Raw genomic sequence first — 23,862 nt, 5'->3', positions numbered from 1 at the left:
CTCTCAGCCCGCTGCGATACAACGGTTACACGATCCACAGCGCAGCCTCAGGGAATCATCGGAAACGGCACAGAGCCCTGGTGTTGGCTACCCGTGGATCTGAGAGGGCGACACGCCCGAGGAGGAGCACAGATGAGCGGATACGACGAGACGAACCCGGAGGCATACCGGCCCACTGAGCCCGAGGCAGCGGCAGACAGCGCTCACTCCGGTGTCGACTCCTGGTCCGCCAGCAGCCAGGCCAGCCCGGCAACGGCGGCCTCCGGTAGCGAGGGCGCGAGCGCGATCGAGGACCACGGTGGCTACGCGGATCTCTCCCAGGCCTACACCGCCGACGCCTCCCATCCCGAGCCGCCCACCTCGCAGCTGCCCGCCGAGCCGCCCACCTCGCAGCTTCCCGCGGAGCAGTCCGCGTCGCTCTACGCGCAGCCCGCCCAGGGGCAGTACCAGCCCCAGCAGCCGTCCTACCAGCCGCAGCAACAGCCTCAGGGCCAGTACCCCGCTCCTCAGGTGCAGCAGGCGGCGCCGTCCAGCTACTCATCCGCCCAGCAGCCCTACCAGGGGCAGCAGACACATGTCGGCTCGCCCTACATGAGCGTCCCGACGACGCCCGGTGGCTACGCGCCGGCCGGCGCTCCCACCGGGGAGTCCTTCTATGCGGCCTCGAAGGCCACAGGCGCTGACAGCGGCACCACGAGGCGCCGGCGGGGGCCGGGCTGGTTCGCCCTGGTCGCCTCCGTGCTGGTCGCCTCCCTGCTGGGGGCCGGTGGGGCTGTGACCGCGGTCAGGTACATGGATGCTCGCGGTGGACACGCCTCATCGCACTCCTCGACGGCGCCCACCGCCATTGCCACCGGGAGCACGACCAAGACCGTCAACAGCGCCGGCCAGGCCCCCGACTGGGAGGCCGTCTCGGCCGCCGTGTCCAACGCCGTCGTCTCCATCGCCGTCGCCACGGACAAGGGCGAGGCCCTGGGCTCCGGAGTCATCTTCGACAAGGAGGGGCACATCATCACGAACAACCACGTGGTGGCGGGCGCTTCCAAGATCCAGGTGACGTTGGCTGACGGCCGCGTCTATGACGCTGAGACCACCGGTACCGATCCCGCCACCGACCTGGCGGTCATCCAGCTCAAGGACGCCCCCGACAACCTCACGGTCGCCCAGCTCGGTGACTCCGACAAGCTGGCCACGGGGCAGGACGTCATGGCGATCGGTAACCCGCTGGGCCTGTCCTCGACCGTCACCACCGGAATCATCTCCGCCCTCGACCGGCCCGTCGTCAACTCCCAGAGCGAGGACGGATCGAGTGGCTCCGCGGTCTACACCAACGCCATCCAGATCGACGCCGCCATCAACCCCGGCAACTCCGGCGGCCCCCTCTTCGACGAGAAGGGGCAGGTCATTGGGATCACCAGCTCCATCGCCACCATGAGCCGCTCCAGCAGCGAGGGAGGCTCGGGGAGCATCGGCATCGGTTTCGCCATTCCCGTCAAGCTGGCGGATAAGGTCGCCAAGCAGCTCATCAAGTCCGGGACGGCCACGCACGCCTACCTGGGAGTCACCCTCGACACGGCTGGCGCCACGGCCGACGGCGAGAAGCGCGGCGGCGCCAAGATCACCTCGGTCGAAAGCGGCTCGCCGGCTGACAAGGCCGGCCTGAAGACGAACGACGTCGTCATCGCCATCGATGGCAAGACCACCGCCCAGGGGTCGGCTCTCACCGGCTACGTGCGCCAGTACTCCGCCAACGACAAGGTCAAGCTCACGATCATCCGCGACTCCAAGAAGCAGGACATCGATGTGACCCTGGCCGAGCGCAAGGATTCCTGACGCGATAGCCGCCCAGAGTCGTCTCAGAGACGCACGCCGAGCGCCCCCAGCATGGGGCGCATCTTGGCGGTCGTCTCCGCCAGCTCGTCGACCGGCTCGGAGTCCGGCATGATGCCGCCGCCTCCGAACACTCTGGCGGGGGACCGTGGTCCGGGGCCTGCCTCGGGCAGCTGGGCGCTGCGCAGCGCAATGCACCACTCGCCCTCGCCGTGCCAGTCCACCCAGCCCACGGGGCCGGCGTAACGCCCCCGGTCCATGGATTCGGCCTCCTCGATGAGGCGCGCCGCAGCCTGAGTCGGCGTCCCGCACACGGCCGCCGTCGGGTGCAGCGCGTCCACCAGCGCCAGCGCCCCGGTGTCCCCGGCGACCACCCCGGTGACGTCGCTGGCCAGGTGCAGCACATTCGGCAGCGTCAGGACGAAACGGGCCGGGGCCTCCACCACCGAGCACAGCGGATCCAGCGCCGTGATCGCCGAGTCCCGCGCCAGCTCGTGCTCCCGGTTGTTCTTCTCAGAGCCTTCCAGCCAGGACGCCAGACGCGCGGTCGCCAGGGCGTCCTCGCCGGCGTGCCGGCGGGCCGTACCGGCCAGCACCCTGCTCATGAGGCGCCGATCCCGCAGGCGCAGCAGCAGCTCAGGGCTGGCCCCCACCATCTGGTCGACGGCGAAGACCCAGGTGGAGGGGTAGTCGCGGGCCAGGTGCTGCAGCACTGTTCCGGTGGGCAGCGGCGCGGCCGGGTAGGCCAGTACGTCGCGGGCCAGGACCACCTTGCGGGCCTGCCCCGCACGCATCCGCTCCTGCGTGGCGCAGACCGCCCGGCACCACTGCTCCTCGCTGAGCGCCCCGGCCTCAACGGCGGTGGTCCCGCCGGATTCCCCGTCGTCGCCGGCTGGCGCCCGGTCAGCCGCCGCGCGGGCCTGCGCCGTCATCGCCCCCAGGAGCATCTCGGGATCCGGGTGCTCCGGCTCGCTCCCGTCGTCAGCCCCGGACACCACGGTCGTCAGCCAGGCGCCGGAGTCGTCGCACCCGACGAGGACTTCGGGAACCACCAGGACCGAGGACTGCTCGGAGCTGGGGGAGAAGGTGATCGCACCCAGCGCCACCGGCCCGGTCCCGGGGCGGACCAGTGCATCGCGCCACCAGGCCGCGCCGACGACGGCCCGCCACGCGGCCCGCAGCGCCTCGATGCGATCCGCCCCGTGGGCCTCGATCACCAGGGCGCGGCCCAGGCCGATGAGTCCGTGCCCCTCGTGCACCCAGGAGCTGACATCCTCGCGGCCTACCAGCAGGTCGATGAGCGCGAGCCCCTCCAGTGCGCCCTCGGGCAGCTCGTGGGTGCGGAAGGACAGGCGTGGCGGCGCGACCCGGCAGTGCTCGGCCCTCACGACGTCGGTCCCAGGCCGCTGCTCAGGCCGGTTCTCACTGATCGCCTCGGACGGGCACGGGCCGCGTGGCCCGGTGAACCGCGACGATCCCGCCGGAGAGGTTCTTGTAGCCCACGCCCCGCCAGCCGGCCTCCTGCATGAGGCCGGCCAGCTCGCGCTGGTCCGGCCAGGCCAGGATCGACTCGCCCAGGTAGTCGTAGGCCTCGGTGTTGGAGGAGACCAGGCGGGCGGCGGCCGGCAGGGCGCTGCCCAGGTAGAAGCGGTACAGGCGGCGGAAGGCCGGCCAGACCGGGGTGGAGAACTCCGCGATGACGATCCGCCCGCCCGGCACCGTCACCCGGCGCATCTCCGACAGTGCCCGGGCCGTGTCCTGCACGTTGCGCAGCCCGTAGGAGATGGTGACGACGTCGAAGCTCTCGTCGGCGAAGGGCAACGCCGTGGCGTCCCCGGCCACGAAGGCGATCTCGGGGTGGCGGCGCTTGCCCTCGGCCACCATGCCGGTGGAGAAGTCGCAGGCCACGACCTCGGCGCCGTCGGCGCCGTACTCCACCGAGGAGGTGCCGGTCCCCGCGGCCAGGTCCAGGACGCGCGTCCCCGGCCGCGCGGCGACGGCCGCACGCGTCACCCGGCGCCACATGTGCACCTGGAACAGGCTCATCACGTCATTGGACAGGTCGTAGCGGCGCGCGACGGCGTCGAACATCCCGGCGACCTCGCGCGGGTCCTTGGCGAGGCTGGCTCGAAGGGGGGATCGGCTCATGGGGCTCATCATCGCAAATCCCGACCGCGGTCTGGCCGCCGAGGCGTGCTGCAGACCGCTCCCAGCCGACCTCCGACCGCGCCGGCAGCGCTCTAGGACGCAGGTCCCGTCCGACACTGTTGAAATTCGTCACTCACTTGCAGCGTAATTCTGGGGTGCCGCCATCTGTCGTTGAGGCGGGGAGTTCTCAGAGGAACGCCGTCATGTCAACGAAAACCGCGGTTCACCGCCCGTCTCGACGCTCTCGTCATGGAGGTGTCGGCCGCCTGGGTACAGTCGGCACAGGCTCCGCCCCGTGTGGGGCCTGCATTACGGTGCCAACTGTGATGCCTATGACAACGCCCGCTGTACCAGACGTGCCGAGGAGGGAGGCCCGAGTGACCCAGGCAGCCGCCCATTCCAGCGCCTCCGCCGCTGCCGACGTCATCGTCGTCGGGGCCGGCCCGGCCGGATCCTCGGCGGCCTACCACATGGCCACTCTCGGCCTCGACGTCATCCTCCTGGAGAAGCAGGAGCTCGGCCGGGACAAGGTCTGCGGGGACGGCCTGACCCCTTCGGCCGTACGCGAGCTGGTCTCCATGGGGATGGACACCACCGGCTGGCAGCGCAACCGCGGCCTGCGCGTCATCGGCGGCGGGCACCTCCTCCACTTCCCCTGGCCGGAGCAGGCATCCTTCCCCTCCTACGGGATGGCCCGCCCCCGCGCCCTGCTCGACCGCGACCTGGCCGAGCACGCCGCCGCAGCCGGAGCCCGCCTGCTCACCGGCGTCACCGTCACCGCCCCCGTCACCTCTCCCACCGGCCGCGTCACCGGTGTCGAGGCCCGCCCCACCAACCGGGTCGCCTACCCCGGCATCGAGGGGCCCACCACCTTTACCGCCCCGCTGGTCATCGACGCCGGAGGCGTCTCGGCCCGCCTGGCCACCGCCGTCGGGCGTACCAAGAACGAGCGGCGCCCCATGGGCGTGGCCGTGCGCGCCTACTTCCGCTCCCCGCGCGCCCAGGACGCCTGGATGGAGTCCCGCCTCGAGCTGTGGGACGGCGCGCCCGGCAAGTCCGACCTCCTGCCCGGCTACGGCTGGATCTGGTCCGTGGGGGAGGGGCTGGTCAACGTCGGACTCGGCTCGGTCTCCTCGCGCGCCCAGGCCACCGCCATCGACTACCGCGCCGTGTTCAACCGCTGGATGGACAACGTCCCGGCATCCTGGGGCTTCACCAAGGAGAACCAGGTCGGCGGCCTGGTCAGCGCCGCCCTGCCCATGGCCTTCAACCGCAAGCCGCACTACGCCGACGGCCTCATGCTGCTGGGCGACGCCGGAGGCATGGTCTCGCCCTTCAACGGCGAGGGTATCGCCCAGGCCCTCATGTCCGGCCGCCTGGCCGCCCAGGCCGCCGCCCAGGCAACCGCCCGCACGACCACCTCCGGCCGTGAGCAGGTCCTGGCCCAGTACCCCAAGGCCCTCAGCTCCGAGATGGGCGGCTACTACACGCTCGGCCGTGTCTTCGTCGCCCTCATCGAGCACCCCGAGGTCATGCGCCTGTGCACCCGCTACGGGCTGCCGCGCAAGCGCCTCATGAAGCTCGTCACCAAGCTCCTGTCCGACGGGTGGGAGCGCCGCGGCGGCGACGGAATCGACCACTTCATCCAGCTCCTGACAAGGATGGTGCCGGAAGCATGAACCCCTACGCCTCCCTGCTCATCATGGCCGCGCTGGCCCTCCTGGTGGCCGTCGGCGGTCTGGCCATGAGCGCCATCATCAGCCCCGCCCGGCGCAACCGGGTCAAGGTCGCCAACTACGAGTGCGGCATCGACCCCACCCCCGCCAACACCGAGCACGGGCGCTTCCCCGTCTCCTTCTACCTGGTGGGCATGACCTTCATCATCTTCGACGTCGAGGTGGTCTTCCTCTACCCCTGGGCCACGGCCTTCGGGCGCCTGGGCTTCTTCGGGCTGGGGGCGGCCGTCCTGTTCATCGGCCTCATCACCGTGCCCTACATCCTCGAGTGGCGTCGCGGCGGACTGGACTGGGACTGAAGCCGCTCTGACCGGCCAGGACCCAGCCCGACGATCCCAAGGAGAACACAGCAGTGAAGAGCATGAAGAAGCACAACGCCTACATGGCGTCCATCCCCTCCAAGCGCCATGACCCTTACGCCGCCGCTGCCGCCGAGGTGGACAGCCCGGGCTTCCTGCTGACCACCGTCGAGAAGCTCGCGGGCCTGGCCCAGGCCCGCTCCATGTGGCCCGTCACCATGGGCCTGGCCTGCTGCGCCATCGAGATGATGGCCGCCGGCACCCCCCGCTTCGACATGGCCCGCTTCGGCTGGGAGGTCTTCCGCGCCTCCCCGCGCCACGCCGACGTCATGATCGTCTCGGGCCGCGTCTCCCACAAGATGGCCCCCATCGTGCGCAACGTCTACGACTCGATGCCCGAGCCCAAGTGGGTCATCTCCATGGGCGCCTGCGCCTCCTCGGGAGGCATCTTCAACAACTACGCCGTCGTCCAGGGCTGCGACCACATCGTCCCGGTGGACATCTACCTGCCGGGCTGCCCGCCGCGCCCCGAGATGCTCCTCAACGCCATGCTCGAGTTAACCCGCCAGATCGAGAAGAAGCCACTGTTCAAGCACCGCGAGGAGATCGCCCGCGCCGTCGAGGCCGCCGCGCTGTCGGCCACCCCCACCCATGAGATGAAGGGCCTGCTGGCATGAGTGAGAAGAACGCCCCGGGACACGACTCGGGCTCCGAGGCCCTGACCGAGACCCCCGAGGTCCCCGCCGTTCCCGAGGTCGCCGGCACCCCCGTGCGCCCCGAGCTGCGCCTGGAGGTCATCGCCGCCCCCACCGGCCAGTTCGGTGCCTCCGACGCCGGTGACACCACCGGCTACGGCGAGCACCGCAGCGTCGTCACCCTCGCCCCCGCCGCCGCGCGCCCCTACGGCGGCTGGTTCGACGACGTCGTCGACGCCCTCATCGAGGACCTCCAGGAGGCCGGCATCGACCCGGCCGTCGCCATCGAGAAGGTCGTCATCGAGCACGACGAGCTCACCCTGTTCATCGCCCGCGAGCACCTGCTCGACGTCGCCCGCCCCCTGCGCGACGACCAGGACCTGCGCTTCGAGCTGTGCTTGGGCGTCAGCGGCGTCCACTACCCCGAGCTGGCCGGGCGCGAGCTGCACGCCTGCATCCAGCTCATGAGCCTGACCCACGGCGGACGTCAGCTGCGCCTGCAGGTCGCCTGTCCCGAGACCGACCCGCACGTGCCCTCCCTCGTCTCGCTCTACCCCGGCAACGACTGGCACGAGCGCGAGACCTGGGACCTCATGGGCATCGTCTTCGACGGCCACCCCCACCTGACCCGCACCGCCATGCCCGACGACTGGGTGGGCCACCCCCAGCGCAAGGACTACCCGCTGGGCGGTATTCCCGTCGAGTACAAGGGCGCCCAGACCCCGCCCGCCGACACCCGGAGGTCCTACCGCTGATGAGCACCGCAAGCACCTTCCGCGCCTCCGGCCCCGCCACGGATGAGCTGTCCGCCGGCGCCGAGCAGTTCACCGTCAGCGGCGGGGACTGGGACGACGTCGTCGCCCAGATCGCCGAGCGCGACGAGGCCGACCGCCTGCGCAACGACCGGATCGTCCTCAACATGGGCCCGGTCCACCCCTCCACCCACGGCGTGCTGCGCCTGGTCCTGGAGGCCGACGGCGAGGTCGTCACCGAGGTCCGTGTCGGTACCGGCTACCTGCACACCGGTATCGAGAAGAACATGGAGTACCGCACCTGGGTGCAGGGCGAGACCTTCGTGACCCGCATGGACTACGTGGCCCCCTTCTTCCAGGAGGTCGCCTACGCGCTCGCCGTCGAGAAGCTCCTGGGCATCACCGACGACGTCCCCGAGAAGGCCACCGTCACCCGCGTGCTGCTCATGGAGCTCAACCGCATCGCCTCCCACGTCGTGGCCGTGGGCACCGGGGGCAACGAGATGGGCGGCACCACGCTCATGACCATCGCCTTCCGCTGCCGCGAGAACATCCTCAAGGCCTTCGAGATGGTCTCCGGGCTGCGCATGAACCACGCCTACATCCGCCCCGGGGGCCTGGCCCAGGACATCCCCGAGGGCTTCACCGAGTTCGTGCGCTCGGTCATGCCGGACATCAAGAAGGACATCCACGAGCTCGAGCTGCTGCTCCTGGAGAACCCGATCCTCAAGTCCCGCTTCATCGGCGTGGGGGAGATCAGCCTGGCCGGAGGGCTCGCCCTGGGCCTGACCGGGCCCTGCCTGCGCGCGGCCGGCTACCCGCTGGACCTGCGGCGCACCAACCCCTACTGCGGCTACGAGACCTACGACTTCCGGGTCCCCACCTACAAGGTCTCCGACTGCTACAACCGCCTGCGCATCCGCCTGGACGAGGCCTACGAGTCCCTCAAGATCGTCTCCCAGTGCCTGGACCGCCTCGAGGAGATCGCCGCCCGCGGCGACGACCCCTCCAACACTACGATGGTGGCCGACCCGACCATCGCCTGGCCCGCCCGCATGTCCATCGCCACCGACGGCCAGGGGCAGTCCCTGGAGCACGTGCGCGAGATCATGGGCAGCTCCATGGAGTCCCTCATCCACCACTTCAAGCTGGTGACCCAGGGCTTCCGGGTCCCGGCCGGGCAGGTCTACCAGACCGTTGAGCACGCCAAGGGGATCCTGGGCGTCCACGCCGTCTCCGACGGCGGCACCCGCCCCTACCGGGTCCACTTCCGCGACCCCTCCTTCTCCAACCTGCAGTCGCTGGCCATGATGGGGGAGGGCGGCATGATCGCCGACCTCGTGCCCACCCTGGCCTCCATCGACCCCGTCCTGGGAGGCGTGGACCGCTGATGAGCACCACCGAGAACGCAGTCAACCCGGCCGTCGAGACCATCGCCACCGTCAGCGCGGTCGGCCCGGTGGGCACCGTCGCGCAAGCCGCCGTGGCCGCCGGATACAGCACCGAGGTCGCCCAGGGCCTCCAGGTCGACATCGAGCGGATCATCGCCCGCTACCCGGCGGGCAAGGAGCGCAGCGCCCTCATCCCGATGCTCCACCTCATCCAGTCCGTGGACGGCTACGTCTCCCCGGCCGGCATCGCCCTGTGCGCCGCCCGGCTCGGCCTGGAACGGGCCGAGGTCAGCGCCGTGGCCACCTTCTACAGCCAGTTCCGCCGCCACCCGGTGGGCACCTACCACGTGGGCGTGTGCACCAACGCCCTGTGCGCCGTCATGGGCGGGGACGAGATCTGGAAGGCGGTCACCGAGCACACCGGCCTGGGCGCCGAGGAGACCAGCGAGGACGGCACCATCAGCCTCGAGCGCGTCGAGTGCAACGCCGCCTGCGACTACGCCCCCGTCGTCATGGTCAACTGGGAGTTCTTCGACAACCAGACCCCCGACTCCGCCGTCGCCATGATTAAGGCCCTCGAGCGCGGCGAGGACGTCGCCCCCACCCGCGGCCCCGAGACCGTCCCCACCTTCCGGGAGAACGAGCGCCTGCTGGCCGGCTTCGAGGACGGCCGCACCGACGAGGGACGCGGCCCCGGCGAGCCGACCCTGCGCGGCCTGCGCATCGCCCGCGAGCAGGGCTGGACCGCGCCGAAGGAGGAGACCAAGTGAGTGACACCGCCACCTACACCGCGCCGGGGACCCTCAGCCCGGTCCTGAGCGACCTGTGGGACCAGGAGCGCTCCTGGACCCTGCAGACCTACCTCGACCACGGCGGCTACGAGGGCCTCAAGAAGGCCAAGACCCTCAGCTGCGAGGAGCTCATCGGCCTCATCAAGGACTCCGGCCTGCGCGGACGCGGCGGCGCCGGCTTCCCCACCGGCCTGAAGTGGTCCTTCCTGCCCCCGGTTGACGGCGGCCCGCGCTACCTCGTGGTCAACGCCGACGAGTCCGAGCCGGGCACCTGCAAGGACATTCCCACGATCATGTCCAACCCGCAGGCGCTCATCGAGGGCATCGCCATCACCTCGCGCGCCATCGGCGGCGACCACGCCTTCGTCTACCTGCGCGGCGAGGTCCCCCACGTCTACCGCCGCCTGCTCAGCGCCGTGCGCGAGGCCACCGAGTCCGGCCTGCTGGACACCGGCTTCGGCCTCGACGGCCAGCAGCGGCTGCGCATCACCGCCCACGCCGGGGCCGGCGCCTACATCTGCGGTGAGGAGACCGCCCTGCTGGACTCCCTGGAGGGCCGCCGCGGCCACCCCCGCCTCAAGCCGCCCTTCCCCGCCGTCGCCGGCCTCTACGCCCGGCCCACGGTGGTCAACAACGTTGAGACCATCGCCTCGGTCCCGGCGATCCTGGCCCGCGGCGCCCAGTGGTACTCCACTATGGGCACCGAGAAGTCCAAGGGCCACGGCATCTTCTCCGTCTCCGGCCACGTGGCCCACCCCGGCCAGTACGAGGCCCCCTTCGGCATCACCATGCGCGAGCTCATCGAGCTCTCCGGCGGCATCCGCCCCGGCCACGAGCTGAAGTTCTGGGTGCCGGGAGGCTCCTCGACGCCGATCTTCGGTCCCGACGAGCTCGACGTCCCCCTGGACTACGAGTCCGTGGCCGAGGCCGGCTCCATGCTGGGCACCCGCGCCCTGCAGGTCTTCGACGAGACCGTCTCCGTGGTGCGTGTGGTCACCCGGTGGACCGAGTTCTACCAGCACGAGTCCTGCGGCAAGTGCACCCCCTGCCGTGAGGGCACCTACTGGATGCGCCAGATCATGCTGCGCCTGGAGGCGGGGCGCGGTCTGCCCGGCGACGTCGAGAAGCTCGAGTCCATCGCCTCCAACATCGCCGGACGCTCCTTCTGCGCCCTGGGTGACGCCTCCGCCACCCCGGTGCTGACCGGCATCAAGCGGTTCCGCGAAGAGTTCGAGGCCGGCTACACCGCCGCCGCCGGCGAGCTCTTCCCCTACGCCGCCTCCTCCGTCTTCGAAAGCGCACGGTGAGCCATGACTGCTGAGACGACCACCAAGAGCTCCGCACCCGCGGCGCCCCCGGCCCCCGAGATGGTCCACATGACCATCGACGGGCTGCCCGTCGAGGTCGAGAAGGGGACCCTCCTCATCCGCGCCGCCGAGCAGGTCGGCGTGCGCATCCCGCGCTTCTGCGACCACCCGCTGCTCGCGCCGTCGGCCAACTGCCGCCAGTGCCTGGTGGAGGTGGCCATGCCGGGGCGCGACGGCGTCGTGCGGCCCATGCCCAAGCCCCAGCCCTCCTGCGCCATGACCGCCATGGAGGGCATGGAGATCTCCACCCAGGCCACCAGCGAGGTCGCCGCCAAGGCTCAGGCCGGCACCATGGAGTTCCTCCTCATCAACCACCCGCTGGACTGCCCGGTGTGCGACAAGGGTGGCGAGTGCCCCCTGCAGAACCAGGCCCTGGAGCTCATGGCCTCCGGCGCCCAGTCCGCCACCCGCTTCACCGACGTCAAGCGCACCTTCCCCAAGCCACTGCGCCTGACCAGCAACATCCTCCTGGACCGCGACCGGTGCATCCTGTGCCAGCGCTGCGTGCGCTTCGCCGACCAGATCCCCGGCGACCCCTTCATCGCCCTCCAGGGCCGCGGCGGCGGGCACCCCTCCTTCGACATGGACGGTGAGCCCGAGCACACCGGGGGCCTGTACTCCGAGCAGATCGGGCGCTTCGACGCCCGCGTCCTGGACTTCTACACCGAGGAGCCCCAGGAGGGGCTCGACGCCGACCTCCAGACGATCCGCGGCGTGCCCTCCCTGAGCGCCCTGGGAGACCTGACCGGCCCCGGCGGCGAGCCCGGCGCCTCCGACGGCACCGACTACGGCCCCGACCTGGGCGCCGGCCGCGAGGACCTGGACGCCTCCGGGCGCCCCTTCGCCTCCTACTTCTCGGGCAACATCATCCAGATCTGCCCCGTGGGCGCCCTGACCTCCGCGAAGTACCGCTTCCGGGCCCGCCCCATGGACCTGGTCTCCACCGACTCCGTCACCGAGCACGACGCCTCCGGCTCCGCCATCCGCGTCGACATGCGCCGCGGCGTCGTCCTGCGCCACCTCGCCGGCAACGACCCCGAGGTCAACGAGGAGTGGATCACTGACAAGGACCGCTTCGCCTTCACCTGGTCCTCCCAGCCCGACCGCCTCACCGTCCCGCTCGTGCGCGACGAGGAGACCGGCGAGCTCGTCACCACCTCCTGGTCCGACGCCCTGGACGTGGCCGCCCAGGGGCTGGCCCGCGCCGCCGCAGACGGGGGAGTGGGGCTCCTGCCCGGCGGCCGCCTCACCCTGGAGGACGCCTGGGCCTGGTCCCGCTTCGCCCGCACCGTCCTGGGCACCAACGACATCGACCAGCGCGTGCGCAGCCACAGCCAGGAGGAGGACTCCTTCCTGGCCGCCCGCGTGGCCGGCACCGGACTGGGCGCCGTCACCTACCGTCACCTGGAGCGGGCCGGACAGGTCCTGCTCCTGGGCCTGGAGCCCGAGGACGAGTGCGGCTCGGTGTTCCTGCGCCTGCGCAAGGGCGTGCGCGCCGGCGGCGTCAAGGTGGCCACCGTGACTACCTGCCTGAGCGCCGGCAGCCGCAAGCTCTCCGCCCAGGCCATCCTCACCCCGCCCGGTGAGGAGGCCCGCGTCGTCGCCCACCTCAGCCAGACCCACCCCGAGCTCGTCGAGGCCCTGCGGGCCGACGGCGCCACCATCCTCATTGGTGAGCGTGCCGCCCGCGTCCCCGGCCTGCTGAGCGTCGCCGACGCCCTGGCCAGCGCCACCGGCGCACACCTGGCCTGGGTGCCGCGCCGCAGCGGCGAGCGCGGAGGCATCGAGGCGGGCCTGCTGCCCGGCCTCCTGCCCGGCGGTCGCCCCGTGGCCGACCCCGAGGCCCGCGCCCAGGTCGAGCAGGCCTGGAACCTGGGCCCCAAGAACCTCCTGCCTGCAACGCCGGGCCGTGACGCCACCGCCATCCTCTCGGCCCTCCTGGAGGGGAGCCTGGGCGGCGCGGTCGTCGGCGGCATCGACCTGCGCGACTTCCCCGACCCGGGTCTGGCCCGAGCGGCCCTGGCCGCCAGCGGCTTCACCGTCCAGCTCGAGGTGCGCCGCAGCGAGGTCAGCGAGCACGCCGACGTCGTCCTGCCCGTGGCCCCGGCCGTGGAGAAGAACGGCACCTTCGTCAACTGGGAGGGGCGCGTGCGCCCCTTCGGCCAGGCCCACGTCTCACGCTCCCGCACCGACCGCCAGGTCCTGGGCATGCTCGCCGACGAGATGGGAGTCGATCTGCAGGTCGACGACCTCGTCGTCCTGCACGAGCAGCTCGCCGACCTGGGCCTGTGGCGCGGGCAGCGCCCGTCGGTCGCCTTCGGGCCCGCCCCGGCGGTCTGCGCCGGCTCCCCCGTCCCCGCCGACGACGGCGTGGAGGCCCGCCTGACCACTCACAAGCCCATGCTCGACGCCGGGCGCCTCCAGGACGGTGAGCCCTTCCTGGCCGCCACCGCCCTGCGCCCCATCGCCCGGGTGGGCACCGACCTCGCCCAGCGCCTGTCGCTGGCAGCCGGTCAGGAGGTGACCGTGGCGACCGCCGCCGGATCGATCACCCTGCCGGCCGTCATCGGCGGCGTCAGCGACGGCACCGTGTGGCTGCCCGAGTGCTCGGCCGGCTCCACCGTCCACCAGACCCTGGGCGCCGGGCACGGCTCCCAGGTCACCGTGACCCATGCAGCGGAGGTACTGAGGTGAACCCGATCTACGCGGCTCAGGCCGCTGCCGACGACGCCCTCCCCAACGGGGGAGTGACCGCCGACTTCTCCGCCGAGACCTGGTGGCTGACCCTCATCAAGGCCGTCTTCATCGTCGCCTTCCTCATCGTCAGCGTCATGATGGCGCTGTGGGTGGAGCGGCGCGGCCTGGCCCGCATGCAGACCCGCCTGGGCCCCAACGTCAACGGCCCCCTCGGCCTGCTCCAGGCGGTCGCAGACGCCGGCAAGCTCATCATGAAGGAGGACTTCTGGCTCAAGGGGGCCGAGAAGGTCATCTACCTCCTGGCGCCGCTCATCGCCGCCTTCAGCGCCTTCATGGTCTACGCGGTCATCCCCTTCGGGCCGCAGGTGAGCATCTTCGGCCACTCCACGCCCCTGCAGCTGACCGACTTCCCAGTGGCGGTCCTCTACATCCTGGCCATCACCGCCTTCGGCGTCTACGGGATCATCCTGGGCGGCTGGTCCACGCACTCCACCTACCCGCTCTTCGGCGCCGTGCGCAGCGCCGCTCAGGTCATCTCCTACGAGTTGAGCATGAGCCTGTCCATCCTCACGGTCTTCCTGGCCTCGGGGACCATGTCCACCTCCGGGATCGTGACCGCCCAGGAGCGCATCTGGTGGGCCGTGGCGATGGTGCCCAGCTTCATCATCTACGTCATCTCCATGGTCGGTGAGGTCAACCGCCTCCCCTTCGACCTGCCCGAGGCCGAGGGAGAGCTCGTCGCCGGCCACATGGTCGAGTACTCCTCGATGAAGTTCGCCTGGTACTTCCTGGCCGAGTACATCAACATGTTCAACGTCTCGGCCGTGTGCGTCACCCTGTTCCTGGGCGGCTGGCGCTCGGCGATCCTCAGCCTGTTCTGGGAGGGCGCCAACTCCGGCTGGTGGCCGATGCTGTGGTTCGTCGCCAAGGTCTGGGCCGTCATGTTCTTCATGATCTGGACCCGCGGAACCCTCGTGCGCATCCGCTACGACCACTTCATGAAGCTGGGCTGGAAGGTCCTCATCCCGATCTCCCTGGTCTGGTTCGTGCTGGTGGCGGTGGTGCGCGCCTTCCGCACCTTCTCGGGGGCCTCCGTGCAGGCCCTGCTGCTGCCGATGGCCGTCGTCTTCTGCGTCATCATGTTCATCCTCTTCCTCATTCCCGACAAGGAGGAAGAGGAGGAGCTCTACGAGGACTATGAGGACGACGACGAGGAGGACGCCGACGACGAGGACGTCGAGATCCTGGACGCCGAGGACGACCACGTCGCCTTCCTCGAGGGCTTCCCGGTCCCGCCGCCTCCGGGCACGTCCCTGCCGCCCTCACCGCGCGCCCGCCGCACCGCCCTGGCAGCGCAGGCGACCGACGCGGCCGGTGACTCCGAGACCGGGGCGGCCACCGCCGTCGGCCTCCTGGAGGACGCCGACGTCGAGGACGACGACGCGACCGGTTCCGCAGACTCCGCCGAGTCCCCCGACTCGGCAGGTGTGGCCGGCACGGCAGCTCCTGCCGGTAAGGACGCAGCCACCGCCCTGCCCACCTTCACCCTTGACCTCAAGGCCGACCCGGCCGGCGGCAAGGACACAGACACGGCCGCTGAGGCACCCCAGGAGGGAAAAGATGACTGATCGCCCCCACCGTTCCCGGGGCTCGCAGCACGATAAGTGGCTGCGTGACGCTCCCTCCGCCCTGGCCCGCGCCTTCGCGCCCGTGGCCGGCTACGGGGTCACCATCTCCTCGATGTTCCGCCCGGTGGTCACCGAGCAGTACCCCTTCGAGCCGCCGCAGGTGATGCCCCGCTACCACGGCCGCCACCAGCTCAACCGCTACGACGACGGCCTGGAGAAGTGCATCGGCTGCGAGCTGTGCGCCTGGGCCTGCCCCGCCGACGCGATCTACGTCGAGGCCGCCTCCAACGAGCCCGGCGCCCAGTACTCGCCCGGCGAGCGCTACGGGCGCGTCTACCAGATCAACTACCTGCGCTGCATCTTCTGCGGCATGTGCATCGAGGCCTGCCCCACTCGGGCTCTGACCATGTCCACCGACTTCGATGAGCTCGTCGGCCCCGGCCGCGAGGGTCTCATCTACGAGAAGGAGGACCTGCTGGCCCCCGTGCCCGAGGGCGCCGTGTCCGCGCCCCACCCCATGGTCGAGGGCACCGAGGACGGCGACTACTACCGCGGGAAGGTCGTCGGCTCCACCCAGGCCCAGATCGACTGGGTGCGGAGCCACCGGCCCGAGGACCCCAGCCTGGAGTCCGCCCGCGCCAAGGCCGCCCCCACCGCCTCCGGCCGGGGCAACCGCCACACCGTGAAGGGAGCCCTGCGATGAGCACCCTGCTGATGACCGGCGCCCCCGCCGTCGCCCCGACCGCCCTGACTCAGGACGGTCACCTGGGACTGGGCGAGGCCATCGTCTTCGGCGTCGTCGCCCTGGTCACCGTGGCCTGCGGCATCGGCGTCCTGACCGCCAAGCGAGCCGTGAACGCCGCCATCAACATGATCGGCATCATGATCTCGCTGGCCGTCCTCTACATCGTCAACGAGTCGCCCTTCATGGGCATCACCCAGGTCGTGGTCTACACCGGTGCCGTCATGACCCTCGTCCTGTTCGTCATCATGCTGGTGGGTGTCGGCGGTGACGAGCCGGTGGGTGCCGCCGGTACCGTCATGAGGCGCCCGGTCCTCATCCTCCTGGGACTGGGACTGGCAGGAGCCCTGACCGCCGTCGTATGGCGCTCCACCCTGCCGACGCCGGCCGGGCTCAAGGACAGCGCCAAGGCCGCCCCCGACCTGCTGGCCGTCACGCTCTACCACGACCACGTCGTCACCATGGAGCTGACCGCCATCCTGCTCATCGTCGCCGCCGTCGGCGCCCTGACCCTCACCCACCGCCAGCGCATCCGGGCCCGGCTCAGCCAGCGGGCGGTGGCCGCGGGCAAGATGCAGGACTACGCCGCCAAGGGCGCCCACCCGGGCCAGAAGCCCATGCCCGGCGTCTACGCCTCCACCAACTCCGCCGCCGCCCCGGCTCTGGACGCCCAGGGCGAGGCCGTCGAGGAGTCGGTGCCCCGGGTCCTACGGGCCCGTGGCCAGGGCCTGGAGCTGTCCGACGTCTCCCCGGAGATGGGACTGGCCCAGCGCTCGGGCACGATCGTCTCCCGCCTGGCCGGGGCCAGCCAGACCGGTCAGGCCGACGGCCATCGGGACGCCCGCCGCTCCGGAATGCCCTCCATGCCCGGCGCCGCCGCCCCCACCGTCAAGCAGCCCGTTCTCAGCGATGACGGGGCAGCCGACTCGGCCGTCCCGGAGCAGAAGGAGGAGAAGTGAGTCTCCCCATCACCGTCTACCTCATCCTGGCCGGGGTGCTGTTCACCCTGGGGGCACTCACGGTGCTGCTGCGCCGCAACGCCATCATCGAGCTCATGGGGGTTGAGCTCATGCTCAACTCCGTCAACCTCGTCCTGGTCACCTTCTCCCGGATCCACGGCAACCTCACCGGCCAGGTCTTCGCCTTCTTCGTCATGGTGGTGGCCGCCGCCGAGGTTGTGGTGGGTCTGAGCATCGTCGTATCCATCTTCCGCACCCGCAGGTCCACGTCGGTCGACGACGAGAACCTGCTCAAGAACTGAGGGGAGAGACCACCGACATGCTTCCCGCTCCTGTCACCGCCGTCGTGACGCCCCTGACCGAGGCCACCGGCCTGGCCTCCTGGGCCTGGCTGCTCATCGCCGTCCCCGCGGCCTCCGCCGCCTTCCTGCTGCTGGCCGGCCGCCGCTCCAACGCCTGGGGCCACTGGCTGGGCCTGGCCGCCTCGTTCGCCTCCGCCTGCCTGGGCGTGGGCATCCTCGTGCAGGTCCTGGGCCTGCCCGCTGAGGAACGCGTCATCGGCCTGCCCCTCTACCACTGGTTCTCCGCCGGGAACCTGAGCGTCGACGTCGGACTGCGCCTGGACCCGCTGTCGCTGACCTTCGTCACCCTGGTCACCTGCGTCGGCTTCCTCATCCACCTGTACTCGGTGGCCTACATGGCCCACGACCGCGACCGGCGCCGCTTCTTCGCCTACCTCAACCTCTTCATCGCCGCGATGCTCACCCTGGTCCTGGGCGACTCCTACATCGTGCTCTTCGTCGGCTGGGAGGGCGTGGGCCTGGCCTCCTACCTGCTCATCGGCTTCTGGAACACCGCCGACGCCGACGCCCCCCAGGGCGAGCAGGCCACCAGCCGTGAGAACGCCGCCGCCGCCAAGAAGGCCTTCATCATGAACCGCGTGGGCGACGTCGGCCTCCTGCTGGCCATGATGACGATGGTCGGCCAGATCGGCTCGGTCTCCTTCGACGCCGTCTCCGCCGCCTCCCTCGACGGCTCGGTGAGCACCGGCTGGCTCACCGCCATCGGCTTCTTCCTGCTCCTGGCGGCCTGTGGTAAGTCCGCACAGTTCCCCCTCCAGGCCTGGCTGGGTGACGCCATGGCCGGCCCCACGCCGGTCTCGGCCCTCATCCACGCCGCCACCATGGTCACCGCGGGTGTGTACCTCATGGTCCGCTCCGCCGCCGTCTTCGAGGGCGCCCCGAGCGCCCAGACGGCCGTGGCCGTCATCGGCGCCATCACCCTGCTGCTGGGTGCCGTTATCGGAAGCGCGAAGGACGACATGAAGAAGGTCCTGGCCGCCTCCACCATGAGCCAGATCGGCTACATGATGCTGGGCGCGGGCCTGGGCCCGGTCGGCTACGCCTTCGCCATCTTCCACCTGCTCACCCACGGCTTCTTCAAGGCCCAGCTCTTCCTGGGGGCCGGCTCGGTCATGCACGCCATGGGCGACCAGGTCAACATGCGCCGCTTCGGCGGCCTGCGCGGAGCCATGGCGATCACCTGGGCCACCATGGGCATCGGCTGGCTCGCCATCCTGGGGGTGCCGCCCTTCTCCGGCTTCTGGTCCAAGGACCGCCTCATCGAGGCCGCCTTCGTCGGTGAGGGCGCCAAGCCCTGGATCCTGGGCACCATCGCCCTGCTGGGCGCGGGCCTGACCGCCTTCTACATGTCCCGCCTGTTCTTCATGATCTTCCACGGCAAGCAGCGCTGGACCACTAAGGACGACCTGGAGGGCGAGGTCCACCCCCACGAGTCCGGCTGGCTCATGACCCTGCCGCTGATCGTGCTGTCCGTGTTCTCCGCCGGCTTGGGCGGGCTGCTGACCTACAACAACATGTTCGTCACCTGGCTGGAGCCGGTCACCGGTCACGCCGAGCACGGCGAGCCGGTCCTGCCGGCCACCGTCATCATGGGCGCCACCCTCGCCCTGGTCGTCGTCGGGGTTCTCGTGGCCTGGTGGATGTACGTGCGCCGCCCGGTGCCCGTCGTCCTCCAGCCGGCCAACCCCCTGGTGGAGGCCGCCCGCAAGGACATGTACCAGGACGCCATCAACGAGGCCCTGGCCATGCGCACCGGCCAGGGACTGGTCCTGGCCACCGACGCCGTCGAGCGCTACGTCGTCGATGGCGCCATCGAGGGTGCCGCCGCGGGCACCGGCGCCCTGGGGCGCCTGACCCGCCGCACCGAGTCCGGGTACGTGCGCTCCTACGCCGGCTACATGCTGGCCGGAACGGTCCTCGTACTCATCGCCGTCCTGGCCGCCAGGTTCTGAGAGGACACGACACATGCCGACTCTTCCCGCATCGCTGCCCGTCCTGACCGTCATGGCGGTCACGCCGCTGGCCGGGGCGCTCCTGCTGTGGCTGGTCCCGCCGCTGCGCCGGCTCCACGCCCGCGCCGTGGGCCTCGTGTTCTCCCTGGCGGTCCTCGCCCTGGGCCTGTGGGCGCTGAGCGCCTTCGACCTGGCTCAAGCCAGCACCGTCCAGCTGACCGACACCCACTCCTGGATCCCCGCCATCGGCGCCTCCTGGGCCCTGGGCGTCAACGGCCTGGGCCTGTCCATGGTGCTGCTGGGCGCCTTCGTCACGCCCCTGGTGCTGCTCGCCTCCTGGGGTGAGGTCCCCGCCGACCGGCAGGGCCTGTTCACCGGGCTCGTCCTGACGCTGGAGTTCTTCGTCGTCGTCATCTTCTCGGCCCGGGACCTGCTGCTGTTCTACCTGTGCTTCGAGGCGATGCTCATCCCGGTGTACTTCCTCATCGGCTGCTTCGGCGGGCGGAATCGCCAGCGCGCCGCCCTGAAGTTCCTCCTGTACTCCCTGGCAGGCGGGCTCATCATGCTCATCGGCGTCATCGCCGTCTACCTGCACTCCGGCAAGAACGGCACCCCCAGCTTCCTCATCGACTCGGTGGCCGCCAACCTGCACGTGTCCACCTCCGCCGGTCACTGGATCTTCCTGACCTTCTTCATCGCCTTCGCCATCAAGGCACCGCTGGTCCCGGTCCACACCTGGCTGCCCGACACCGCCGAGCAGGCCACCCCGGGCACCTCGGTGCTGCTCATCGGCATCCTGGACAAGATCGGCACCTTCGGGATGATCACCCTGGTCCTGCCGATCTTCCCGGAGGCCTCCCGCTGGGCCGCCCCGGTGATCCTGGTCCTGGCGGTCGTCTCCATCATCTACGGCGGCCTGGCGGCTATCGCCCAGGACAACCTCTACCGCCTCATCTCCTACACCTCCGTGAGCCACTTCGGCTTCATGGTCCTGGGGATCTTCATCGGCAACCAGGTGGCCGCCAACGGCGCCATGGTCTACATGGTGGCTCACGGGCTGTCCATCGCCGGCCTCTACCTGGTCACCGGCTTCATGGCCCGGCGCACCGGGACGGTCGCCATCAGCGAGCTCGGCGGCATCGCCCGGGTCATGCCGCTGGTGGCCGGCACCTTCCTGGTCAGCGGGCTGGCCTCCATCGCCCTGCCGGGCCTGAGCGGGTTCGTGCCCGAGTGGATGGTGCTCACCGGCACCTTCTCGGTCTCGCTGGCCCTGGGCGGTGCGGCCGTCGTCGGCGTCGTCATCGCCGCCGTCTACATGCTGCTGCCCTACCAGCGGGTCTTCACCGGGGCGCCCGCCCCCGAGCGCGTGGGCAGCCCCGACCTCGACGGGCGCGAGCGCCTCGTCGTCGTCCCCGTCATCGCCGCGATGCTCGCGCTCGGACTGGCCCCGGGCGTCCTGACGTCCGCCTTCGACGACGTCGCCCGGCAGGTCGCGCTCACGGTGACCACCTCCTCGCAGGCTGAGACCTCAGCCCGCGGCGCCGGCGACAGCCCCGATGCCGGCGGCGCGACTGACGCTCCCGCCGCCTCCACCGCTACGGAAGGGAACACCAAGTGAGCCCCTCAGCCACTGCCCCGATCGTCAACTGGGACGCCCTGACGCCGGTCCTCATCATCCTGGGCGCCGGTGTCCTGGGTGTCCTCGTGGAGGCCTTCATCGCCCGTCCCGCCCGCCTGGCCATCCAGTCCACGCTGAGCTTCCTGGCCATCCTGGCCTCCGGGGTCGCCCTGTTCCTGCGCTGGGGCGAGGTCAAGGCCGCCGGGGCCGCCGCCGCGGCTCTGCCCCAGTTCCAGCTCCCTAAGGGCTTCCTGCCGGGCGCCCGCATGTCCGCGGGCCTGACCGAGGACCCCTTCTCCATCGCCGCCCAGGGAATCCTCCTGGTCATCGGGCTGCTGGCCGTCCTGGTGATGGCCGACCGCACCTCTGTCGGCGACGGGGCCTTCGCGGCCCAGGCCGCCGACCGGCCCGGCAGCGCGGAGGAGAGCGAGTCCATCCTGGCCGGGTGGACCACGACCGAGATCTTCCCCCTGACCCTGTTCTCACTGGGCGGCATGATGCTCTTCGGAGCCAGCAGCGACCTCATCACGCTGTTCGTCATCCTGGAGATGATCTCCCTGCCGCTGTACATCCTGGCGGCCACCGCCCGCCACCGCCGGCTCCTCAGCCAGGAGGCGGCGCTGAAGTACTTCGTGCTGGGGGCCTTCGCCTCCGCCTTTCTCCTCATGGGCTCGGCCCTGCTCTACGGGGTGGCCGGCGCCGTCGACTACAAGTCCCTGGGCGAGGCCGTGAGCAGCGCGGCGGGGCAGGACTGGCTCATCCTGGCCGGCCTCATGCTGGTGATCGTCGGCCTGCTGTTCAAGGTGGCGGCCGTGCCCTTCCACGCCTGGAGCCCGGACGTCTACCAGGGCGCCCCCACCCCGGTCACCGGGTTCATGGCCGCCGGGGTCAAGGCCGCCGCCTTCCTGGCCCTGGTGCGCTTCTACTACCTGATCGCCGGAGCCATGGGCTGGGATCTGGCCCCCGCCCTGTGGGCCGTGGCGGCACTGACCATGCTCCTGGGCACCGTCGTCGGGGTGGTCCAGCGCGACGTCAAGCGCATGCTCGCCTACTCGGCCATCGCCCACGCCGGCTTCATGCTCATCGGGATCGGGGCCTACTCCAAGGCGGCGATCTCCGCGCTCAGCTTCTACGCCCTGACCTACGGGATCGCCACCGTGGGAGCCTTCGGCATCATCACCCTGGTGCGCTCCCACCGCGACGGCTCGGTGGGCGGTGAGGACGGCGACCTGGATGCCTTCAAGGGCCTGGGACGCCGCAGCCCTTGGGCGGCCGGTGCCATGACCGTCTTCCTGCTGTCCTTCGCCGGAGTGCCCCTGACGGCCGGCTTCATGGCCAAGTTCCGGCTCTTCGCCACCGGCCTGAGCGGCAGCGGGATGCCCTTCGTCATTCTCGCCGTCGTCTGCTCGGCCGTGACCGCCTTCTTCTACATGAGGCTCATCGTGCTCATGTTCTTTTATGAGCCCGACGGCGAGCGCGCCGTGGTCGTGGGCAGCCGCGGCCCGATCATCCTGGCGGTCAGCGTTGCGGTGATGGCCACAATCGGGCTGGGCATTTTGCCGCAGACCGCCTTCGACCTGTTCGACCAGACGGCTATGCTCCTTCCGTGATCGGATCACTGCCGCTGAGCGCCCCCGAGCTGGAGTCGCGCATCATCCCCGCCCTCCAGACCATTGAGGACCGCCTCATGGAGGTGGTCACCAGCGCCGACGAGACCATCAACCCGCCGACCTCGCACCTGGCCGAGGCCGGGGGCAAGCGCCTGCGCCCGGTCCTGGCCCTGCTGACCGCCCAGCTCGGCGACCCGGCCCTGGCCACCGGCGAGGAGATCCGCGACGCTGGGGTGGCCGTGGAGCTGACCCACATCGCCACCCTCTACCACGACGACGTCATGGATGAGGCCCCGCTGCGCCGTGGCGCCCCGAGCGCCCAGACCGTGTGGGGCAACTCCGCCGCCATCCTCACCGGCGACGTCCTCGTGGCCCGAGCCTCCCAGCTGGTGGCGGCCCTCGGCCCGGAGGCCGTCATGGCCCACGCCAAGACCTTCGAGCGCCTGTGCATGGGCCAGCTTCACGAGACCCTGCCACGCCCGGCAGGTACCGATCCGGTGGACCACTACATCCAGGTCCTGGCGGACAAGACCGGCTCCCTCATCGCGGTGTCCGCCCGCTACGGGGCGATGCTCACCGGTGCCGGGGCGCGCACCGAGCAGATCGTGGAGGAGTTCGGCGAGCGGATCGGTGTGGCCTTCCAGCTGGCCGATGACGTCATCGACCTCATGAGCGACTCGGCCACCACCGGTAAGACCCCCGGCACCGACCTGCGCGAAGGCGTGGACACCATGCCGGTCCTCCTTCTGCGCAAGGCCCTGGCGGCCGGCGAGCTCGACGCCGCCGGCCAGGCCATCCTCTCGCGCCTGTCCACCGGCGACCTCTCCGATGACGCCTTCCTGGCCGACGTCGTCGCTCGCCTGCGCGAGCACCCCGTCCTGGCCCGTACCCGCGAGATGGCCATGGACTGGGCCGCTCAGGCAGTGGAGGGTCTGGAGGGCCTGGAGGAGGCCGTTCTCGACGGAACCCGGCAGCGTCTGGCCCAGGCCGGCATTGAGGGTGAGGCCGCCACGGCGGCTGTGGCCGACGCCGGTGAGCGGGTGTCGCAGGTGCGTGCGGCCATGGAGGACTTCGCCCGCATCCTCGTGGACCGGGCCGCCTGAGCAGTCGGCCTGGGGGCTGACGAGGCTTCGCAACTCCCCATCGTGGGTAGTGGATTGCGGTGCATAGGGTACCAAGTACGTGTTCCCAATGCGCTGAAAGGTCCCCGACATGCCGTCCTCCACGCCGATGTCTTCTGAAGCCTGTGCCCGACTGTCTCGACGTGGTGTCCTGGCACTGCCCG

Annotated in this window: 19 protein-coding genes; 17 read left to right on the top strand and 2 right to left on the bottom strand. The window is 70.7% G+C overall.

What is annotated here, in order from left to right:
* Nucleotides 1-132: 132 nt before the first annotated feature.
* The gene (locus HW274_RS10225) at nucleotides 133-1,833 is read left to right on the top strand and encodes a S1C family serine protease (RefSeq protein ID WP_185988735.1); all 1,701 of its coding nucleotides are present in this window, start codon (nucleotides 133-135) and stop codon (nucleotides 1,831-1,833) included.
* A gap of 23 nt (nucleotides 1,834-1,856) precedes the next feature.
* Here HW274_RS10225 and HW274_RS10220 read toward each other — a convergent pair whose 3' ends face one another.
* Nucleotides 1,857-3,218 (bottom strand): isochorismate synthase MenF, encoded by a 1,362-nt coding sequence (locus HW274_RS10220; protein ID WP_075254327.1) that lies wholly within the window; start codon nucleotides 3,216-3,218, stop codon nucleotides 1,857-1,859.
* Nucleotides 3,219-3,252: 34 nt separating this feature from the next.
* Complete coding sequence (locus tag HW274_RS10215) at nucleotides 3,253-3,978, bottom strand: demethylmenaquinone methyltransferase (protein ID WP_075254326.1); 726 nt, start codon at nucleotides 3,976-3,978, stop codon at nucleotides 3,253-3,255.
* 377 nt (nucleotides 3,979-4,355) lie between these two features.
* Between HW274_RS10215 and HW274_RS10210 the strand changes: the two genes are divergently transcribed.
* The 16 genes from HW274_RS10210 (at nucleotide 4,356) to HW274_RS10135 (ending at nucleotide 23,680) form a co-directional block, all read left to right on the top strand.
* Nucleotides 4,356-5,657 (top strand): geranylgeranyl reductase family protein, encoded by a 1,302-nt coding sequence (locus HW274_RS10210; protein WP_075254325.1) that lies wholly within the window; start codon nucleotides 4,356-4,358, stop codon nucleotides 5,655-5,657.
* Entirely contained in the window at nucleotides 5,654-6,013 is a 360-nt protein-coding gene (gene ndhC / locus HW274_RS10205; RefSeq protein ID WP_003787163.1) for an NADH-quinone oxidoreductase subunit A, read from the top strand. The genes HW274_RS10210 and ndhC overlap by 4 nt, the downstream gene beginning before the upstream one ends.
* A 62-nt stretch (nucleotides 6,014-6,075) precedes the next feature.
* A complete protein-coding gene (locus tag HW274_RS10200) occupies nucleotides 6,076-6,690 on the top strand; it encodes an NADH-quinone oxidoreductase subunit B (RefSeq protein ID WP_178385014.1) in 615 nt (204 codons plus the stop codon).
* Nucleotides 6,687-7,463 (top strand): NADH-quinone oxidoreductase subunit C, encoded by a 777-nt coding sequence (locus tag HW274_RS10195; RefSeq protein ID WP_075254324.1) that lies wholly within the window; start codon nucleotides 6,687-6,689, stop codon nucleotides 7,461-7,463. The genes HW274_RS10200 and HW274_RS10195 overlap by 4 nt, the downstream gene beginning before the upstream one ends.
* Nucleotides 7,463-8,851 (top strand): NADH-quinone oxidoreductase subunit D, encoded by a 1,389-nt coding sequence (locus HW274_RS10190; RefSeq protein WP_075254323.1) that lies wholly within the window; start codon nucleotides 7,463-7,465, stop codon nucleotides 8,849-8,851. Before HW274_RS10195 ends, HW274_RS10190 begins: the two co-directional genes overlap by 1 nt.
* Nucleotides 8,851-9,621 carry an NADH-quinone oxidoreductase subunit NuoE gene (gene nuoE, locus HW274_RS10185; RefSeq protein ID WP_075248452.1) on the top strand — a complete coding sequence of 257 codons (771 nt, stop codon included), beginning with the start codon at nucleotides 8,851-8,853 and terminating at the stop codon, nucleotides 9,619-9,621. The genes HW274_RS10190 and nuoE overlap by 1 nt, the downstream gene beginning before the upstream one ends.
* A complete protein-coding gene (gene nuoF, locus HW274_RS10180) occupies nucleotides 9,618-10,949 on the top strand; it encodes an NADH-quinone oxidoreductase subunit NuoF (RefSeq protein WP_075254322.1) in 1,332 nt (443 codons plus the stop codon). Before nuoE ends, nuoF begins: the two co-directional genes overlap by 4 nt.
* A 3-nt stretch (nucleotides 10,950-10,952) precedes the next feature.
* Nucleotides 10,953-13,703: an NADH-quinone oxidoreductase subunit G gene (locus HW274_RS10175; protein WP_075254321.1), complete on the top strand. Its 2,751-nt coding sequence runs from the start codon at nucleotides 10,953-10,955 to the stop codon at nucleotides 13,701-13,703.
* Nucleotides 13,700-15,334, top strand: coding sequence for an NADH-quinone oxidoreductase subunit NuoH (gene nuoH, locus HW274_RS10170; protein WP_075254320.1), 1,635 nt, complete (start codon nucleotides 13,700-13,702; stop codon nucleotides 15,332-15,334). Before HW274_RS10175 ends, nuoH begins: the two co-directional genes overlap by 4 nt.
* Nucleotides 15,327-16,037 (top strand): NADH-quinone oxidoreductase subunit NuoI, encoded by a 711-nt coding sequence (gene nuoI, locus HW274_RS10165; RefSeq protein WP_185988734.1) that lies wholly within the window; start codon nucleotides 15,327-15,329, stop codon nucleotides 16,035-16,037. Before nuoH ends, nuoI begins: the two co-directional genes overlap by 8 nt.
* Nucleotides 16,034-17,035, top strand: a complete 1,002-nt coding sequence (locus HW274_RS10160; protein ID WP_075254766.1) for an NADH-quinone oxidoreductase subunit J — start codon at nucleotides 16,034-16,036, stop codon at nucleotides 17,033-17,035. Before nuoI ends, HW274_RS10160 begins: the two co-directional genes overlap by 4 nt.
* Complete coding sequence (gene nuoK, locus HW274_RS10155; RefSeq protein WP_003787144.1) at nucleotides 17,032-17,337, top strand: NADH-quinone oxidoreductase subunit NuoK; 306 nt, start codon at nucleotides 17,032-17,034, stop codon at nucleotides 17,335-17,337. The genes HW274_RS10160 and nuoK overlap by 4 nt, the downstream gene beginning before the upstream one ends.
* A gap of 17 nt (nucleotides 17,338-17,354) precedes the next feature.
* On the top strand, nucleotides 17,355-19,349 hold the full coding sequence (gene nuoL / locus HW274_RS10150) for an NADH-quinone oxidoreductase subunit L (protein ID WP_075254765.1): 1,995 nt from the start codon (nucleotides 17,355-17,357) through the stop codon (nucleotides 19,347-19,349).
* A gap of 13 nt (nucleotides 19,350-19,362) precedes the next feature.
* On the top strand, nucleotides 19,363-20,967 hold the full coding sequence (locus HW274_RS10145; protein ID WP_185988733.1) for an NADH-quinone oxidoreductase subunit M: 1,605 nt from the start codon (nucleotides 19,363-19,365) through the stop codon (nucleotides 20,965-20,967).
* Nucleotides 20,964-22,577 (top strand): NADH-quinone oxidoreductase subunit NuoN, encoded by a 1,614-nt coding sequence (gene nuoN, locus HW274_RS10140; RefSeq protein WP_075254763.1) that lies wholly within the window; start codon nucleotides 20,964-20,966, stop codon nucleotides 22,575-22,577. Before HW274_RS10145 ends, nuoN begins: the two co-directional genes overlap by 4 nt.
* Nucleotides 22,574-23,680 carry a polyprenyl synthetase family protein gene (locus HW274_RS10135; protein WP_075254762.1) on the top strand — a complete coding sequence of 369 codons (1,107 nt, stop codon included), beginning with the start codon at nucleotides 22,574-22,576 and terminating at the stop codon, nucleotides 23,678-23,680. The genes nuoN and HW274_RS10135 overlap by 4 nt, the downstream gene beginning before the upstream one ends.
* Nucleotides 23,681-23,862: the final 182 nt, after the last annotated feature.

Source organism: Actinomyces sp. oral taxon 169, from assembly GCF_013394715.1.
Lineage (GTDB): Bacteria > Actinomycetota > Actinomycetes > Actinomycetales > Actinomycetaceae > Actinomyces.
The sequence above is the reverse complement of the archived record's forward strand: the minus strand, read 5'-3'. Positions and strand labels throughout refer to the sequence as shown.

What these genes read in the sequence shown, in the direction of transcription:
- HW274_RS10225 (WP_185988735.1), top strand. Translation starts at nt 133, where the DNA reads ATGAGCGGATACGACGAGACGAACCCGGAGGCATACCGGCCCACTGAG.
- HW274_RS10215 (WP_075254326.1), bottom strand. Translation starts at nt 3,978, where the DNA reads ATGAGCCGATCCCCCCTTCGAGCCAGCCTCGCCAAGGACCCGCGCGAG.
- ndhC (WP_003787163.1), top strand. Translation starts at nt 5,654, where the DNA reads ATGAACCCCTACGCCTCCCTGCTCATCATGGCCGCGCTGGCCCTCCTG.
- HW274_RS10200 (WP_178385014.1), top strand. Translation starts at nt 6,076, where the DNA reads ATGAAGAAGCACAACGCCTACATGGCGTCCATCCCCTCCAAGCGCCAT.
- HW274_RS10195 (WP_075254324.1), top strand. Translation starts at nt 6,687, where the DNA reads ATGAGTGAGAAGAACGCCCCGGGACACGACTCGGGCTCCGAGGCCCTG.
- HW274_RS10190 (WP_075254323.1), top strand. Translation starts at nt 7,463, where the DNA reads ATGAGCACCGCAAGCACCTTCCGCGCCTCCGGCCCCGCCACGGATGAG.
- nuoE (WP_075248452.1), top strand. Translation starts at nt 8,851, where the DNA reads ATGAGCACCACCGAGAACGCAGTCAACCCGGCCGTCGAGACCATCGCC.
- HW274_RS10175 (WP_075254321.1), top strand. Translation starts at nt 10,953, where the DNA reads ATGACTGCTGAGACGACCACCAAGAGCTCCGCACCCGCGGCGCCCCCG.
- nuoI (WP_185988734.1), top strand. Translation starts at nt 15,327, where the DNA reads ATGACTGATCGCCCCCACCGTTCCCGGGGCTCGCAGCACGATAAGTGG.
- HW274_RS10160 (WP_075254766.1), top strand. Translation starts at nt 16,034, where the DNA reads ATGAGCACCCTGCTGATGACCGGCGCCCCCGCCGTCGCCCCGACCGCC.
- nuoL (WP_075254765.1), top strand. Translation starts at nt 17,355, where the DNA reads ATGCTTCCCGCTCCTGTCACCGCCGTCGTGACGCCCCTGACCGAGGCC.
- HW274_RS10145 (WP_185988733.1), top strand. Translation starts at nt 19,363, where the DNA reads ATGCCGACTCTTCCCGCATCGCTGCCCGTCCTGACCGTCATGGCGGTC.